Here is a 16580-nt window from a genome sequence, read left to right on the forward strand (position 1 = left end):
CAAATAGAAGAAGCCGTCGAATCCTTAAGCATAATAAACTCGTTCGGCTCAGACAATGATTCAGGCCTGAAAAGGTGCGCCTGAACATCAATACAGAGCAATAGTTAAAAGGCACAGAGCAAAGCATGGCGCGTTTCTTCCAACCGAAAAAGAAAACTCAACTCAATACTAAGCATCAATCGCTGAAGATCGAAAAACTCGATCACCACGGTGCCGGAATTGCTTACCAGGACAAAAAGCCAATTTTCATCGATGGTGCATTGCCTGGAGAGCAGGTCATCGCACAATTAACAGAAAGCAAAAGTAAATTTTCTCGCGCATCTTTAATCAAAATTCAGACACCCAGTGAACAGCGTGTTGAGCCTTTCTGCCCTCACTATCAGCAATGCGGCGGTTGTAACATGCAGCACTTGAGCAGTGAGCATCAACAAACGCATAAGCAGCAAACATTGAGCCAGTTGATGAGTAAATTTGCGGGGCAAACACTGAACCTAGATGCGCCTATTGTGGGGGATACAAAAGGTTACCGACGCCGTGCCCGAATCAGTGTCATGGTGGATAAAAAAACGCGCCAACTGCAGTTCGGTTTTCGCAAGAAGCAGAGTAAAGACATCGTCACCGTAACTCACTGTCCCGTTTTGACACCGGAATTGGATGAGTTATTGCCTGAGTTATATGCGCTGTTATCACGCTTTTCTCAACAAGAGAACATCGGCCATGTCGAGTTGGTAAAAGCTGACAACACGCGGATTGTGGTTTTACGTCATCTCAAGCCACTGAAAGATAAAGATCATACTGCACTGCTTGAATTTGCCAAGCTCAATAAAGTTACGCTTTATCTAATGCCAAACAATGAACAACTGGTGCTAGAAAGCGGTGAGGCGGGTGTTTATCAGGAAGTTGGTGTGACTGTTCCGTTTGAACCAAACCATTTCATTCAAGTGAACCAACAAGTGAATGCGCAGATGGTGGCTCAGGCGTTGGATTGGCTGGCGTTATCTGAGCAAGACAGAGTGTTAGATTTGTTTTGCGGGCTAGGGAATTTCAGCCTCCCTATTGCTAAGCAGGTGAAGAGTGTGACGGGCGTGGAAGGGATCGATGAGATGGTTAGTAAAGCCACTCATAATGCTCAAGTGAACCAGATTGAGAATGCACAGTTTTATCAGGCGAATTTGGAACAAGATATGTCTGGTCAGCTCTGGGCGAGAGAAAAGTTTGATAAAATACTGCTGGATCCGGCACGAGCTGGCGCCAGTGGTATTGTCGAGCAAGTTTCATCGCTAGGTGCGACAAGAGTCGTTTATGTTTCTTGTAATCCTGCTACTCTAGCGCGAGATTCTCAGAGCTTGCTAAGTCAGGGGTTCAAGTTACAACGATTGGGAATGCTAGACATGTTTCCACACACCAGTCACTTAGAATCCATGGCGCTTTTTGTGAAGGATTAATACGAACTTACTCTCTCAAGCGCAGTCTCACTGCGGGGTAGGTCGAAGAAAAAAGTTTAACAGGACGAAGACAATGGTTGCGGTAAGAAGCGCACATTTGAACCAAGACGAACAGTTTGATCTAGATAATTGGATTGCTAGCCTAGAGCAGGACACAAAAGTCGCGAAGCGTCTTAAAGAAGTGTATCGCCATTGCGAAACGATTCTTGAAAATAACGACCAAGGCCCACTGTTATTATGGCGTGGCCGTGAAATGATCGAAATCCTCATTACCCTCTCCATGGACAAAGCAACGCTAGTCGCCGCCTTATTGTTCCCCGTCGTTTCTAGCGGTGCGTATCAACGTGAAGCGCTGGAGGAGGACTTCGGTAAGGAAACGATTAAATTGATTGATGGCGTTGAAGAAATGGCGGCATTGGGCCAACTCAACGTCACAATGGAAGGCAGCGCCGCTTCTGCTCAGGTCGATAATGTGCGCCGCATGCTACTGGCGATGGTTGACGACTTTCGCTGCGTGGTGATCAAACTTGCCGAGCGTATTTGTAATCTGATTGAGGTGAAGAAGGCCCCGGATGAAGTTCGTCAAGCCGCGGCAAAAGAGTGTTCAAACATTTATGCCCCTTTGGCTAATCGCTTAGGTATCGGTCAGCTGAAATGGGAAATTGAAGATTATGCTTTCCGTTATCAACAGCCAGAAACTTATAAGCAAATCGCCAAACAGCTGTCTGAGCGTCGTATCGTCCGTGAACAGTACATCACCGATTTTGTGGATGACCTGTCGAATGAAATTACATCGTCAGGCATCAATGCGGAAGTGAGTGGCCGTCCGAAGCATATTTACAGTATCTGGCGCAAAATGCAGAAGAAGAGCTTGGCATTCGATGAACTGTTTGATGTGCGTGCGGTTCGAATCATTGCTGATAAGCTTCAGGATTGTTATGCCGCCCTAGGTGTGGTGCATACTAAGTATAAGCATTTGCCAAGTGAGTTTGATGATTACGTGGCAAACCCCAAGCCAAATGGTTATCAGTCAATTCATACCGTGATCCTTGGCCCTGAAGGAAAAACCATCGAAATCCAGATTCGTACTAAAGACATGCATGAAGACTCGGAGTTGGGGGTTGCTGCGCACTGGAAGTACAAAGAAGGTGGCGGTGGTCGAAGTGGCTACGACGAGAAAATTACTTGGCTGCGTAAGCTACTTGATTGGCAGGAAGAAATGTCAGATTCGGGCGAAATGCTTGATGAAGTCCGCAGTCAGGTCTTTGATGATCGCGTTTATGCCTTTACCCCGCGCGGGGATGTTGTTGATTTGCCGATGGGCGCGACACCGCTTGATTTTGCCTATCACATTCATTCTGAAGTTGGTCATCGTTGTATTGGAGCGAAAGTCGCAGGTCGCATCGTACCGTTTACTCATAAGCTTTCTATGGGTGATCAGGTCGAGATCATCACGGCGAAAGAACCCAATCCTTCGCGAGACTGGCTCAACCCGTCAATGGGGTTTGTCACTTCTGGCCGTGCTCGTGCCAAGATCAATGCTTGGTTCCGCAAACAATCACGTGAGAAGAATTTAGAAGCGGGTCGAGAGATCCTTGAAGTCGAACTGGCAAAAATCGGTGCAACACTGAAAGATGCAGAGCAATATGCGCTGAAACGTTTTAATGTTAACAGTGCCGATGAGCTATACGTCGGTGTTGGCAGCGGCGACTTGCGTATTAACCAGATCATTAATCACATCAATGCTTTGGTGAACAAGCCAACCGCTGAAGAAGAAGATCAGCAGGCGCTCGAAAAACTGCAGGAAGCAAAAACTAAAGCGCCTGCGCAAAGTCGTCCGAAGAAAGATGCCGTAGTGGTTGAAGGTGTAGATAATTTGATGACGCACCTTGCACGCTGCTGTCAGCCCATTCCAGGTGATGAGATTTCTGGTTATATCACACAAGGGCGGGGGATCTCTGTCCACCGAGCGGACTGTGAACAACTGGAAGAGCTGCGTCATCACGCGCCAGAACGTATCATAGATACTGTGTGGGGTAGTGGTTTTGTAGGGTCTTACATACTGACGGTACGCGTAGAAGCCATGGAGCGCAGTGGGTTACTCAAAGACATCACGACGCTGTTTGCCAACGAGAAAATCAAAGTCACCAGCATGAAGAGTCGTGTTGACTACCGTAAGCAGTTGTCGATTATGGACTTTGATCTTGAGGTGACGAATATCGAAATTCTACAGCGTGTGTCGAAGCGAGTAGAGCAGATCCGAGATGTTATGTCGGTAAAACGCCTCGGCTAAAATTCTCGTCATACTTGAAGCTGATAGCGTTGTTGCCTGCGCTTACTCGCTCCATCACATAGGCAAGCTATGCTCAGGAGTCTCGCTCGCTTGTCGCCTAGCTACAGCTTCAATTATTTAGAGAATTGATAAACATATAACAAAGGTGAGTGGTTGTACCGCTCACCTTTTTCTTTAGATAGATAGGTTTAAAGGAACAAAGATTATGAATCACCCGATTGAACGACTAGAAGCGATAATGTCGCAGCTTCGTGACCCTGAGAATGGTTGTCCGTGGGACCTAAAACAAAGCTTTGACACGATTGTTCCTCACACCATTGAGGAAACCTACGAAGTCGTAGATGCCATCCACAATCGCGATTGGCCAAACCTTAAGGAAGAACTCGGGGATTTATTGTTTCAGGTTATTTTCTATAGTCAGCTAGCTAAAGAACAGGGTTTGTTTGATTTTTCAGAGGTGGTCGATACGGTGAATGAAAAGCTCACTCGTCGTCATCCCCATGTCTTTTCTGATGTTGAATTTGAATCGGACGAAGAAATCAACGCCAACTGGGAAGCTGAAAAAGCCAAAGAAAAAGCTGAAGTAGGCAGAATGGAACAAAGTATTCTAGACTCAATACCGAATTCTCTGCCGGCCTTGTCGCGTGCGACAAAGATTCAGAAGAAGTGCGCCAAGTTTGGCTTCGATTGGGATTCTTTAGGGCCTGTGGTCGACAAAGTGAGAGAAGAGGTTGATGAAGTGATGGCAGAGGCACTTCAAGTTTCCCCTGATGAATCGAAAATTGAGTTGGAATTAGGCGATTTACTGTTTGCTACCGTCAATTTAAGTCGGCACTTAGGCCAAAATCCTGAATCTGCCTTAAGCAAAGCAAACTTAAAATTTTCTCAACGATTTAGAAGTGTTGAAGCTATAGTTGCAGAGCAAGGTAAGCAACTGACAGATTTTGATTTACAACAATTGGATAGCATGTGGGACGAAGTAAAACGCCGCGAATCGAAGCCGTAATCATAGTGTATCTTGCCGATCGAATTTGATTTGAAGCAAAAAATAAAAAATTACAGTGTGATAGATTTCACGTTGTGGCGATAAGGGTCTTCTGGTATATTTATCTCCCGTCCAGAAGAAATCCATTTCCCTCATTCAACCAATTTCAGGTTAAACATGACGACAAATTACATTTTTGTTACTGGCGGGGTTGTATCCTCTCTAGGTAAAGGTATTGCAGCAGCATCTCTTGCCGCTATTCTTGAAGCTCGTGGTCTTAAAGTGACTATGATGAAGCTTGACCCTTACATCAACGTTGACCCAGGCACAATGAGCCCAACTCAGCACGGTGAAGTGTTTGTTACAGAAGATGGTGCCGAAACTGACCTAGACCTTGGTCACTACGAGCGTTTTATTCGCACTAAGATGACTAAGCGTAATAACTTCACCGCCGGTCGTGTTTACGCTGACGTGCTACGTAAAGAGCGTCGTGGTGATTACCTAGGTGCAACGATTCAGGTTATCCCTCACATCACTAATGCAATCAAAGACCGCGTTATTGCAGGCTCTGAAGGCCATGACGTTGCGATCGTTGAAGTTGGTGGCACCGTTGGTGATATCGAATCTCTACCATTTATGGAAGCAATCCGTCAGTTGGCTGTAGAGCTAGGTCGTGAGCGTGCTATGTTCATGCACCTGACACTGGTTCCTTACCTTGCCGCAGCAGGTGAAGTGAAAACGAAACCGACCCAGCACTCAGTGAAAGAGCTGCTGTCTATCGGTATCCAACCAGATATTCTTGTTTGTCGCTCTGATCGCATGATCCCAGCGAACGAGCGTAAGAAGATCGCTCTTTTCTGTAACGTGCAAGAAAAAGCGGTTATCTCTATGAAGGACGTAGATTCAATATACAAGATCCCTCAATTGATCAAATCTCAAGGTCTTGACGACCTAGTTTGTTCTCGTTTCGGCATTTCTGCTCCTGAAGCTGATCTGACTGAGTGGGAACAGGTTATCTATGAAGAAGCAAACCCAACGGCAGAAGTGACCATTGGTATGGTCGGTAAGTACATCGAACTGCCGGATGCTTACAAGTCAGTCAACGAAGCGCTGAAACACGCAGGTCTGAAGAACCGTTTGAGCGTTAAGATTAAGTACGTTGACTCACAAGACGTAGAAACCAAAGGTGAAGAAGCGCTGGAAGGTCTAGATGCTATCTTGGTACCTGGTGGTTTCGGTGATCGTGGGGTGGAAGGCAAAATCCGTGCGGCGCAATACGCTCGTGAAAACAAGGTTCCTTACCTAGGTATTTGTCTGGGTATGCAAGTGGCACTGATTGAATACGCGCGTAACGTTGCGGGTATGGAAGGTGCACATTCAACAGAATTTAACAAAGAGACCAAGTACCCTGTGGTAGGTTTGATCACAGAGTGGGTAGACGGCGAAGGTAAAGTTGAAGAACGTACCGAAAAGTCTGACCTAGGCGGTACGATGCGTCTTGGTTCGCAGCTATGTCACCTAGAGAAAGGGACTAAAGCTCGTGAACTCTACGGTAGCGCGACGATTCATGAACGTCACCGCCACCGTTACGAAGTGAACAACAATCTGCGTCCAAAAATTGAAAAAGCGGGCCTAAAAGTGTCAGGCCTGTCAGCAGATAAGAAACTTGTGGAAGTTATTGAGAATCCAGCTCACCCATGGTTTGTAGCGGCTCAATTCCACCCAGAGTTCACTTCGACACCTCGCGATGGTCACCCACTATTCGCAGGGTTCGTAAAAGCGGCTGGTGAATTCCAACGCGGCGAATTAGAGAAGTAAAAAGGATACGGGCAGTGGCGAAGGTTGAAGGTTGTGCTGCTGCCTTTTAAATTTGACATTTATATTTGAACGAGAGGAAACATTAATGTCTAAGATCGTTAAAGTTCTAGGTCGTGAAATCATCGACTCACGTGGTAACCCAACTGTAGAAGCTGAAGTACACCTAGAAGGCGGTTTCGTAGGTATGGCTGCTGCTCCATCTGGCGCATCAACTGGTTCACGTGAAGCTCTTGAGCTACGTGATGGCGACAAAGCTCGTTTCCTAGGTAAAGGTGTTCTTAAAGCTGTTGAAGCGGTAAACGGTGAAATCGCTGAAGCTCTAGTTGGTAAAGACGCTAAAGACCAAGCTGCAATCGACGCAGTAATGATCGAGCTAGACGGTACTGAGAACAAATCTAAGTTCGGTGCTAACGCAATCCTAGCGGTTTCTCTAGCTAACGCTAAAGCTGCTGCTGCGGCTAAAGGCATGCCTCTATACGAGCACATCGCTGAACTAAACGGTACTGCTGGTCAGTTCTCTATGCCTCTACCAATGATGAACATCATCAACGGTGGTGAGCACGCAGACAACAACGTTGACATCCAAGAGTTCATGATCCAACCAGTTGGCGCTAAGACTCTTAAAGAAGGTCTACGTATCGGTGCAGAAGTATTCCACAACCTAGCTAAAGTTCTTAAGTCTAAAGGCTACAGCACTGCAGTTGGTGACGAAGGTGGTTTCGCTCCTAACCTTAAGTCTAACGCTGAAGCTCTAGAAGTTATCGCAGAAGCTGTTGCAGCTGCTGGTTACGAACTAGGTAAAGACGTGACTCTAGCGATGGACTGTGCGGCATCTGAGTTCTTCGACAAAGAAGCTGGCATCTACAACATGAAAGGCGAAGGTAAGACTTTCTCTTCTGAAGAGTTCAACCACTACCTAGCTGAGCTAGCTAACCAATTCCCAATCGTTTCTATCGAAGATGGTCTAGACGAATCTGACTGGGATGGCTTCAAGCACCAAACTGAACTACTAGGTAGCAAGCTTCAACTAGTTGGTGACGACCTATTCGTTACTAACACTAAGATCCTTGCTGAAGGTATCGAGAAAGGCGTAGCTAACTCTATCCTAATCAAGTTCAACCAAATCGGTTCTCTAACTGAGACTCTAGCTGCAATCAAGATGGCTAAAGACGCAGGTTACACAGCAGTAATCTCTCACCGTTCTGGCGAAACTGAAGATGCAACTATCGCTGACCTAGCGGTAGGTACAGCTGCAGGTCAAATCAAGACTGGTTCTATGAGCCGTTCTGACCGTGTTGCTAAGTACAACCAGCTAATCCGTATCGAAGAAGCTCTAGGTTCTAAAGCTCCTTWCAACGGTCTTAAAGAAGTGAAAGGTCAGTAATTCATAGTTTGAATTACTAGCTTAAAGCTTTAATGAATGCCTCACTTTTTAGTGGGGCATTTTGCGTTTAAGGCTCTAAGAACTTTTAGAATTCTATGGGCAATGAGCCGTTCTGACCGTGTTGCTGCTACACCTAAAAGAAAGCAACCAACTAATCGGTATCGAAGAAGCTCTAGGTKCTAAAGCTCCTTWCAACGGTCTTAAAGAAGTGAAAGGTCAGTAATTSATAGTTTGAATTACTAGCTTAAAGCTTTAATGAATGCCTCACTTTTTTAGTGGGGCATTTTGTGTTTAAGGCTTTAAGAACTTTTAGAGTCTTAGCTGACTTTTGTCGAGAAAATTAAGGTGTTTACACGACTCTTGAATTGCTAAGCCCTTGCTTCTTCGATCGCTTTCACTCGTCGTTTCTCCATTTCTTCACGAATGGCAGCACCTTTAAAACCATCTTGGATAATGTCTTGTACATCGACGGCTAAAGCCGCTTGGTAGGCTCGATCGAAAAGATCCATTTGAGGGTATTCGGCATCTTCAAACCCTGTACGACCTCGGCTATCAGCCATACAACATAGTAAGATGTCTTTTAAACGTTCAGGTTTACGCCAAACATCAAAACTATTGAGAACCTTAAGTATGGTTTTACCTCGAAGCTCTGCGGCACGATGAACATTGGAGTGCTGCTCACACACCATTAAGGCGAGATCGCGGTATTCATTAGGCACACGTACACGTTCACAAAGCTGTTTAATGATTTTAAGCCCGGTGTAGCAATGCTTTTTATGGCTGGGCCATTCCTCCTTTGGGGTGACTCCTTTACCTAAATCGTGCATTTGAGCGGCAAAACGCACTGTGGGTGATTGGCTAAGCAGAGCAGCTTGTTTAGCGACTAGAAGGTTATGAATCCCGGTATCGATTTCTGGGTGCCATTGTTCTGGTTGAGGGACGCCAAACAGCCGATCTAGTTCAGGAAGAACGATCTTGAGTGCACCACAATCACGCAGTGCCGATAGAAAAATCTGTGGATCTCGGGTTGATAGAGATTTATGCCATTCTTGCCAGACACGTTCGGCTGTTAAGTGTTCTAGCTCTCCTGACTCGACAATCTGCGTCATTAATTTCTGAGTGTCTGCGGCGATGGTAAAACCAAGGTAATGCAATTTCGCCGCGAAGCGTGCGATTCGGAGTACGCGAAGGGGATCTTCGGTAAAAGCATCTGAAACATGGCGAAGAATACGATCATTGAGATCTTGTTGACCGCCGTAAGGATCGATAATAAGACCTTGCTCATCTTCTGCCATTGCATTGATGGTCAGGTCTCGGCGATACAAGTCTTCTTCTAGCGTTACGTCTGGTGCAAAATAGCAGTCAAAACCTTTGTAACCAGAGCCTGTTTTTCGTTCGGTTCTTGCTAGGGCATATTCTTGTTTGGTTTTAGGATGTAAGAAGACGGGGAAGTCTTTTCCAACCGCGATAAAGCCTTGAGCGAGCAATTCTTGAGGCGAGGCACCAACTACCACCCAATCTTGGTCGTAAACCTCTATATTCAGCAATTTATCGCGGACTGCCCCGCCAACCAGAAATATTTGCACAGATGTCTCTCTTAAATTCGGATATTAGAATTGGCTATTCACTTCAGCAATGGTACTTTTCTTATCGGTAAATTCCCAGAGACGAGAAGTATGTATAAACAACATTTTGGATTCACAGAGCTGCCGTTTTCGATTGTGCCGAATTCTCGTTTTCTGTTTCAAAGCCAGAGGCATAAAGAAGCGCTGTTTCGATTGCAAGCCGGCCTAGGAGAAGGCGGTGGCTTCGCAATGCTGTCGGGCGAAGTTGGGACAGGTAAAACAACCGTTGCTCGTGCATTGCTAAAATCATTGGGAAGTGATACTCAGCCAGGATTGATCCTAAACCCCACCTTTTCAAGCATAGAGCTGCTGGAAGCAATCTGCGATGAATTTTCGATTGAGTACCAGACGGGGTCAACACTGAAGCAGCTCAATCAAAAAATCCATGAGTTCCTTCTCTGCAGTTATGCGAATGGTGTGCAGACCCTACTGGTCATTGATGAGGCTCAGCATTTATCTGCCGAAGTATTGGAGCAGTTGAGGCTACTGACCAATCTTGAGACCGACAATCAGAAACTGCTCAAAGTGCTCTTAGTTGGCCAACCAGAGCTACAGCAGAAGTTGCAAATGCCACAACTTCGTCAATTGGCACAGCGTATTACAGGCCGCTATCATCTGCTGCCTTTAGATATTAAAGAGACGGCCAGTTATATCCAATATCGATTGGAGTTAGCTGGAGGCGAGCCGAGCCTATTTTCTGCTAGGTCACTCAAACATATTGCCCAACAGTCATTAGGGATTCCACGCCTGATCAACCTAATTTGCGATGCGGCTTTGAAGCGTGCATACAGTATTGGTGAAACGATTCCAAGCCATGCTAGTGTTGAGCAAGCTTGTGAAGAAATTATGAGTTTTCAGACGTCTTACCATCCACCACAAGCTGCGCAGCAAGAGCGCCGCCGTTCATCATTAGCCCTAGCGAGTGCCGTCGGCGCTATCTTTGCCGTTGGTAGTTATTGGTTGGCTCCTCAGCTGGTGAATCAACAAATTCAGGATCACCTTCGAGGGGCTTACCCACCTCAGCAGTCGATCACTGAGGAAAAAGAAGTGTTTCCAACGCAATTGCAAGCAACATTGGCGCGCTCAACCAATTTCCAGCAAGGGATCGCAGAGCTTTACCATGTTTGGGGGCTGAATGCTTCTGTGGCTGAACGTTTGTGTCAGCCAACTGATCAGAGTGTTTTCCGTTGTGCGGAGTCAAACGGTACACTGACTGAACTCAAACAAGCGAATGTGCCTGTACTCTTATCGTTAAGAAAAGATGGCCTAGAGAGTTATGCAGTACTGTATAAGTTAAGCCATGATACTGCTCAATTACTACTAGGCACTGAGCGAATTGAGTTGCCTATTGCTAAGCTCAATCAACTTTGGCAAGGGCAGTATTACCAAATTTGGCAAAGTTATTGGCGTCAGACATTAAAACCTCGTATGTCAGGTCAAGCGATTGCTGCTCTCGATCAACGGCTGTCCGAGGTATTGGGAGAATCGCAAAGGCAATCCGATGTCTATGACCAAGAATTGATGCGTAAAGTAAAGCTATTCCAACAGTGGCAAGGCTTGCATGTGGATGGTATCGCTGGGCGTCAAACTCTGCAACGTCTAGAAAAGCTTTCACAAGATAATGCACCTAGCCTAAATGTTTCAGAGGAGAAAGCATAATGTCGAAAGTATTGCAGGCTTTAGAGCGCTCTGAACAAAACCACCAAGCGTTGAATGCAATGAACCACTTTGAGGTGGCCAAACGCTCTTCGATAACTCGTACTGCACCCGGTTGGCTATTGGTCACGGTTGTCGTCGCGCCGGCATTACTGACTGGTGGGATAGGGATTTATCAGAGCTATACAGAGCAGCGAGAGGCGTGGCTGGTGAATAATCAGGCGAAAACGCAGGTGTTGGAAGTACCGTTTGCTTATCAGAGTTTACCTTACCCGTCATTTACTGAGCTGCGTGAGACACATGATTTTGTGGGCTCGGTGAGTGAGGTTGAATTAGTCAGCCAAGCGGCTTTAGAGGATGTAGAGCTTCCACAAGTGGTTGAGTCACGTATTGAACCTCAAACTCAGCCAGAAAATAATGCTTTATTGGAAGGTTTGGATTTGTCAGGGCTTTCACCTGAGCTAGCAATGCGTGTTGAATCGGCTCTTGAGTCCCATGAACCACCAGCCTCTCGTACCAACAGTCGGGCTTCAGATCTGGCGGTACACAGTAGGGATTGGCAAGGTAAGTTACCTGCGCTGAATTTTCAGACTCATGTGTATTCGAGTAACCCAGATAAGCGTTGGGTGAAAATAAATGGCACGGAATATCGTGAAGGTGATTGGATCCGTAATGACATTCAGTTACAGCATATTGAACCGCAACGTAGCACCATATCATTCAACGGTTCTGTTATTGAAGTGCCAGCTTTATATGATTGGAAAGGGTAAGAAAAAGGTCGCCTTCGCGACCTTTTTTGGTGTTCTATCTTTATGCCCAACCAGAAGGGGAACGCTTCTTACGTGGGATAATATGCGGCAACAATAAGCCAAATAGCAATCCAATACCTGCGACACCACCACCGTACATAAAGTACTTCAACAGCAGGTCATCTTTTTGTGTATCTAGCTTGGCACGTAGATTACGGACTTCTTCCTGTGAAGCTGTCAGCTGTTGACTGATTTCACCGTAGCTCTTCTCAAGATCGGCAATCTGGCGATTACGGTTTTCTAGTGAGTCGGCTAAGCCGGCTTTTTCTTGGTCTGCATTCGAACGTGCATTGGCAAGTTTTTCTTTTACTTCAGCCAGTTCTTTTTCTAGCTTCGGTAGACGAAGTGCCATGCTTTCTTGTCTGGTCACGAAACGGCTTTCTACCCAGCCTTTTCGGCCTTTGGCATCTTCAATTTGCGTGTAGCCCGTATCGCGGTTGGTTGAAAGTTGCTTCACTTTGTCACCGGCATCGACACTGCCGATGATACGAAATTGGTTACTAGGACCAGAGTGCATGTAGGTAAATAGCTTATCAGAAATGTATCGGTCTTGAGCCATTGCTGCTGGAACAGCGAGCATTGATGCTAGAACGAAGCAAACCAGTTTTTTCACGGTAAATCCTTTAACAGTCTTTTGTCTATCACTTGCTAGTGCCAAATAGTAAGTAGTTTCCCCAATCTCTGCAACAAAGAAGGGAGGCTAAGCCTCCCTTTCTGTGGATTTGAGTCAATAATGACAGTGAGTTAACACGTCATTGACCTGTTCTTTAGATGAACATTGCCTGAATAGCGTAGAAGAAAACAACGGCCAACAGTGCACCTGCAGGTAAGGTGACAATCCAAGAGGCGACAATGTTACGTACCACACCTAGGTTTAAGGCAGCAATACCGCGAGCAAAACCAACACCTAATACCGCACCGACCAGTGTTTGTGTGGTGGAGATTGGTAAACCTGTACCTGATGCTAGAACCACCGTACAAGCTGTTGCCAGCTGAGCTGCGAAGCCGCGGCTAGGTGTCAGTTCAGTAATGCCTGTTCCTACGGTTGCCATTACTTTGTGACCTAGCGTAGCCAGACCAACAACAATACCGAAACCACCAAGAGGTAAAATCCACCAAGCAATGGTGCTCTTACCAGAAATTTCACCCATGTGCTCAACCGTAGAGACAACAGCAGAAAGAGGACCAATTGCGTTAGCAACGTCGTTTGAGCCGTGAGCAAATGCCATCGCACACGCTGTAATAACCATGAGTACGCTGAAGATACCTTCAACACCAGCAAAACCGTGGTCATCTTCGCGGCTTGAAAATTTCTTCTGAATGTAGAAGTAACCACCTGTCATAACCAGTGCCGATACTCCCGCAGCCCACATCCACGCTTCACCATCTGAAAGGTGAAGACCAACGTGCTTAAGGCCTTTCTTGATCGTTACCAGTGCAATCACCATGGTGGTGATAAACATGTAGACTGGGACGAAACGCTTAGCGTTAAAGAGAGGCTTTTCAGTATCAAAGATCAGGCGCTGAGCGCTGACGAAAATCACGTAGGCAAAGAAACCTGAAATAACTGGAGTAATGATCCAGCTACCAACGATGCCTTGAACTGAGCCCCAATCAACCGCTTCTGTCCCCACAGATACACAGGCAAAGCCGATGATGGCACCAATGATAGAGTGAGTGGTTGATACTGGCCAACCCATGTAAGAAGCAAGCAGAAGCCATGTTCCCGCAGCAAGCAGGGCGGACATCATGCCAAAGACAAGCACATCTGGCTGGCTGGCAAAAAGTGACGTTTCGATGACGCCTTTACGGATAGTGTCGGTGACTTCACCGCCTGCAAGGTATGCCCCCGCAAATTCAAAGATCATCGCGATAATGATCGCTTGTTTTACGGTGAGAGCTTTGGAGCCTACCGATGTACCCATTGCATTGGCCACGTCATTCGCGCCAATACCAATCGCCATCATAAATCCAAAAGCTGCTGCAATAATAATCAGGACAGTGCCGTAGTTCGCAAGGATATCCATCGTAATACCTAGTTGTTGATAACAAGCGGAGCAAATTTGGCACGACAAAGCCCCTTCGGCGCCTCGTTATTTAACGCCTATCAGGGGAGTGCTATTAAGATGCTCTTCGTTATTTGGTTAACTTATTTGTTTATGAGCGAGATAACATGAGTTCCAGACGCGCACCAACACGTTGCGCCTGATCTGCTATGCCACCTACCCATTCAAGAATTTTATAAAGGAACATCACATCAATCGGATTCAGATCGCCTTCAATCACCATCAGTTGTTGGCGAAGTTGAATCTGCATCGCGTCTGTGTCGTCCTCAATCACATCCAGTTGGTGGATCATTTCAGCCACAAGTGTTACTTCGCGGCCTTTAAATCCCGTTTCCAATAACTCGTCGAGCTCATTGATGACTTTTTGCGCTTGATTTGCTGCATCTAGGCAACGTTTGACGTACGCAATGAAGTTTTCCTGGAGTGGCTCTGGGATAGTCAATTGTCGACCGTACACACGGCCCGCAATATCTTTTGCTAGGTTTGCCAGTTTGTCTTGCTGAGTCAGCAGTTCAAGCATGTCGCTACGATCTACTGGCATAAACAAACCGCGAGGAAGTTTAAGGCGAATTTCGCGCTTAAGTACGTCAGCTTCTTTCTCTAGGTGAGAAATCTGTGCTCGAATTTCTGAAGCTTTCTCCCAGTCACCCTTTGAACTGACTTCAAAGAAATTAACCAGATGAGAACAACATTCGTTAACACACACAACGTGGCGCTGCAAAGGCTTAATAGGGGACTTTGCAAATAACCCCATAATTGTATTTACTGGCATGGTCATTCAACCTAATTAATATAACCTAAAAATAACATACACCATTCGTGGTGAAATGTTGAACGATGGCTATAAAGGCGCGCATGGTAACGCATTAAATCCATCATTAAAACTGTTTTAGATCATCATTACGGCGATATTTCTTTCTTGCCCAGTGCGAAAATTGGCAATATCCTGTTCGTATCTGTTTTAAAAGGTATAGCTATGGAAACCGAGATAGAACTGAAGTTTTTTGTTTCTCCTGATTTTTCAGAGACTTTGCGAAATAAAATCGCCCAAGCAAAAGTACTTCAGCACAGTTGTCGTGAGCTAGGAAATACCTACTTTGATACTCCCGACAATTGGTTACGTCAGCATGACATTGGCTTAAGAATCCGTCGTTTTGATGATGTTTACGTTCAGACGGTCAAGACTTCCGGGCGTGTCGTCGCTGGGTTACATCAACGACCAGAGTTTAACGCTGAACATGACAGTAACGAGCCACTTCTTTCTCTTCACCCGTCAGATATCTGGCCAACTGGTAAAGACGCCGACACACTCCAATCTGAACTTATCCCGCTTTTCTCTACCAATTTTACTCGTGAACAATGGTTGATTGCGATGCCTGATGGCAGCCAAATCGAAGTTGCGTTTGACCAAGGTAATGTAGAGTCTGGTGATAAAGAAGATCCGATTTGCGAAGTGGAACTGGAACTGAAATCCGGTCAAACCGATGCCTTATTTACCTTAGCCCGTCGTTTTTCTGAAGAGGGGGGCATGCGCCTAGGTAACTTGAGTAAAGCGGCGAAAGGTTATCGCCTTGCTAGTGGTTATACTGGAGATGAAGTGAAGCCTATGGCGTTGGTGAGTACAGATAAACACGACACTGTGGAGTCTTGCTTTATCAACTCTCTGGAACATGGTTTATCTCATTGGCATTATCACGAACAAATTTATGCTGAACGTGAATCTGTCGAAGCCTTACATGAGATTAAAAACGCCATCAGTTTTATTCGTCAAGTTTTGACTGTATATGGCGGCGTGGTGCCGCGCCGAGCGAGTGCGTTAGTACGTCAAGAACTTAAGTGGCTTGAGCAAGAGCTAGAGTGGTTACATGACTATGACTACCTTGAAGCATTGCTCGACGATAAAGGCCATGCACTGCGCAAACTCGATGCGCGTAAGTTTCTGCTTGAAGAACTCAAAGTGATTCAGGAAGCGTTGCCTGCTCGTGAAGAAATACTGACCCTGTTAAATTCGGCCAGATACACAGGGCTCTTACTGGATTTAAGTCGTTGGATTTTAACGCGTGGTTGGCAACCATTTCTCGATGAGAAAGCGCGCGATAAGATGTCACTGACGATTGAACCTTTCTCTGTCAAGCAGTTGGATCGCACTTGGGCTGAGTTAATGGAAGCTTTTCCGCCAGAGCGTGCCTTGAGCAGTCAGGACTATATCGATCAGCAGTATCGCCTGATGCGCAACCTATACACCGGAGTCAGTTTTGCGAGTCTATTTGACTTCGAGGAGCGCAATAGCTTCCGTTTGCCTTGGAGCGATTTGCTACATGGTATCGATGATCTACTGAAACTGCGTACTTTAGACAAGATGGTGAATAAACTGGAAGGCGAGGAGCAAGAACAGCTTCAACGCTGGTTGTCTCGACAGGAGCGTTCAATCCTCCATGCCATGGAGCAAACGCGCATCATTTGTATTGAAGCGGAACCCTATTGGCAAGACTAAGCGGC

Annotated in this window: 12 protein-coding genes; 8 read left to right on the forward strand and 4 right to left on the reverse strand. The window is 46.1% G+C overall.

The features are described from left to right. The first annotated feature begins 125 nt into the window (after positions 1 to 125). The 5 genes from rlmD (at position 126) to eno (ending at position 7925) form a co-directional block, all read left to right on the forward strand. On the forward strand, positions 126 to 1445 hold the full coding sequence (gene rlmD / locus L1D15_RS16535) for a 23S rRNA (uracil(1939)-C(5))-methyltransferase RlmD (protein WP_239876458.1): 1320 nt from the start codon (positions 126 to 128) through the stop codon (positions 1443 to 1445). A gap of 73 nt (positions 1446 to 1518) precedes the next feature. Continuing rightward, a complete protein-coding gene (gene relA, locus L1D15_RS16540) occupies positions 1519 to 3738 on the forward strand; it encodes a GTP diphosphokinase (RefSeq protein WP_239868749.1) in 2220 nt (739 codons plus the stop codon). Positions 3739 to 3943: 205 nt separating this feature from the next. Further along, on the forward strand, positions 3944 to 4744 hold the full coding sequence (mazG, locus tag L1D15_RS16545; protein ID WP_239876459.1) for a nucleoside triphosphate pyrophosphohydrolase: 801 nt from the start codon (positions 3944 to 3946) through the stop codon (positions 4742 to 4744). Between the two features lie 156 nt (positions 4745 to 4900). Then, positions 4901 to 6541 (forward strand): CTP synthase, encoded by a 1641-nt coding sequence (locus tag L1D15_RS16550; RefSeq protein WP_021458603.1) that lies wholly within the window; start codon positions 4901 to 4903, stop codon positions 6539 to 6541. An 85-nt stretch (positions 6542 to 6626) separates the two neighbouring features. Continuing rightward, on the forward strand, positions 6627 to 7925 hold the full coding sequence (gene eno, locus L1D15_RS16555) for a phosphopyruvate hydratase (protein ID WP_239876460.1): 1299 nt from the start codon (positions 6627 to 6629) through the stop codon (positions 7923 to 7925). A gap of 368 nt (positions 7926 to 8293) precedes the next feature. On the opposite strand, the gene L1D15_RS16560 is transcribed toward eno, so the two are convergent. After that, positions 8294 to 9511, reverse strand: a complete 1218-nt coding sequence (locus L1D15_RS16560; RefSeq protein WP_239876461.1) for a multifunctional CCA addition/repair protein — start codon at positions 9509 to 9511, stop codon at positions 8294 to 8296. A gap of 90 nt (positions 9512 to 9601) precedes the next feature. Here L1D15_RS16560 and L1D15_RS16565 point away from each other — a divergent pair, with 90 nt between their 5' ends. Together L1D15_RS16565 and L1D15_RS16570 are read left to right on the forward strand one after the other, a co-directional pair. Further along, complete coding sequence (locus L1D15_RS16565; protein WP_239876462.1) at positions 9602 to 11209, forward strand: ExeA family protein; 1608 nt, start codon at positions 9602 to 9604, stop codon at positions 11207 to 11209. Beyond that, positions 11209 to 11976 (forward strand): general secretion pathway protein GspB, encoded by a 768-nt coding sequence (locus L1D15_RS16570; RefSeq protein WP_239876463.1) that lies wholly within the window; start codon positions 11209 to 11211, stop codon positions 11974 to 11976. The genes L1D15_RS16565 and L1D15_RS16570 overlap by 1 nt, the downstream gene beginning before the upstream one ends. Before the next feature lie 40 nt (positions 11977 to 12016). Here the strand turns inward: L1D15_RS16570 and L1D15_RS16575 are convergent, their stop codons facing one another. The 3 genes from L1D15_RS16575 to L1D15_RS16585 all read right to left on the reverse strand — a co-directional run bounded on the left by L1D15_RS16575 (position 12017) and on the right by L1D15_RS16585 (position 14853). After that, positions 12017 to 12628, reverse strand: a complete 612-nt coding sequence (locus L1D15_RS16575) for a TIGR04211 family SH3 domain-containing protein (protein ID WP_239876464.1) — start codon at positions 12626 to 12628, stop codon at positions 12017 to 12019. A gap of 154 nt (positions 12629 to 12782) precedes the next feature. Beyond that, positions 12783 to 14042, reverse strand: a complete 1260-nt coding sequence (locus tag L1D15_RS16580) for an inorganic phosphate transporter (protein WP_239838520.1) — start codon at positions 14040 to 14042, stop codon at positions 12783 to 12785. A 130-nt stretch (positions 14043 to 14172) separates the two neighbouring features. Then, on the reverse strand, positions 14173 to 14853 hold the full coding sequence (locus tag L1D15_RS16585; RefSeq protein WP_239838519.1) for a TIGR00153 family protein: 681 nt from the start codon (positions 14851 to 14853) through the stop codon (positions 14173 to 14175). Between the two features lie 204 nt (positions 14854 to 15057). Here L1D15_RS16585 and L1D15_RS16590 point away from each other — a divergent pair, with 204 nt between their 5' ends. Further along, complete coding sequence (locus tag L1D15_RS16590) at positions 15058 to 16575, forward strand: inorganic triphosphatase (protein WP_239876465.1); 1518 nt, start codon at positions 15058 to 15060, stop codon at positions 16573 to 16575. The last annotated feature ends 5 nt before the right edge of the window (positions 16576 to 16580 follow it).

The sequence above is a fragment of the Vibrio sp. Isolate25 genome (genome assembly GCF_022398025.1).
In the GTDB taxonomy this organism is placed as follows: domain Bacteria; phylum Pseudomonadota; class Gammaproteobacteria; order Enterobacterales; family Vibrionaceae; genus Vibrio; species Vibrio coralliilyticus_A.

Excerpts from the sequence above, each read along its gene's own strand:
- rlmD (WP_239876458.1), top strand. The coding sequence starts at position 126 with ATGGCGCGTTTCTTCCAACCGAAAAAGAAAACTCAACTCAATACTAAG.
- relA (WP_239868749.1), top strand. The coding sequence starts at position 1,519 with ATGGTTGCGGTAAGAAGCGCACATTTGAACCAAGACGAACAGTTTGAT.
- mazG (WP_239876459.1), top strand. The coding sequence starts at position 3,944 with ATGAATCACCCGATTGAACGACTAGAAGCGATAATGTCGCAGCTTCGT.
- L1D15_RS16550 (WP_021458603.1), top strand. The coding sequence starts at position 4,901 with ATGACGACAAATTACATTTTTGTTACTGGCGGGGTTGTATCCTCTCTA.
- L1D15_RS16565 (WP_239876462.1), top strand. The coding sequence starts at position 9,602 with ATGTATAAACAACATTTTGGATTCACAGAGCTGCCGTTTTCGATTGTG.
- L1D15_RS16570 (WP_239876463.1), top strand. The coding sequence starts at position 11,209 with ATGTCGAAAGTATTGCAGGCTTTAGAGCGCTCTGAACAAAACCACCAA.
- L1D15_RS16580 (WP_239838520.1), bottom strand. The coding sequence starts at position 14,042 with ATGGATATCCTTGCGAACTACGGCACTGTCCTGATTATTATTGCAGCA.
- L1D15_RS16585 (WP_239838519.1), bottom strand. The coding sequence starts at position 14,853 with ATGCCAGTAAATACAATTATGGGGTTATTTGCAAAGTCCCCTATTAAG.
- L1D15_RS16590 (WP_239876465.1), top strand. The coding sequence starts at position 15,058 with ATGGAAACCGAGATAGAACTGAAGTTTTTTGTTTCTCCTGATTTTTCA.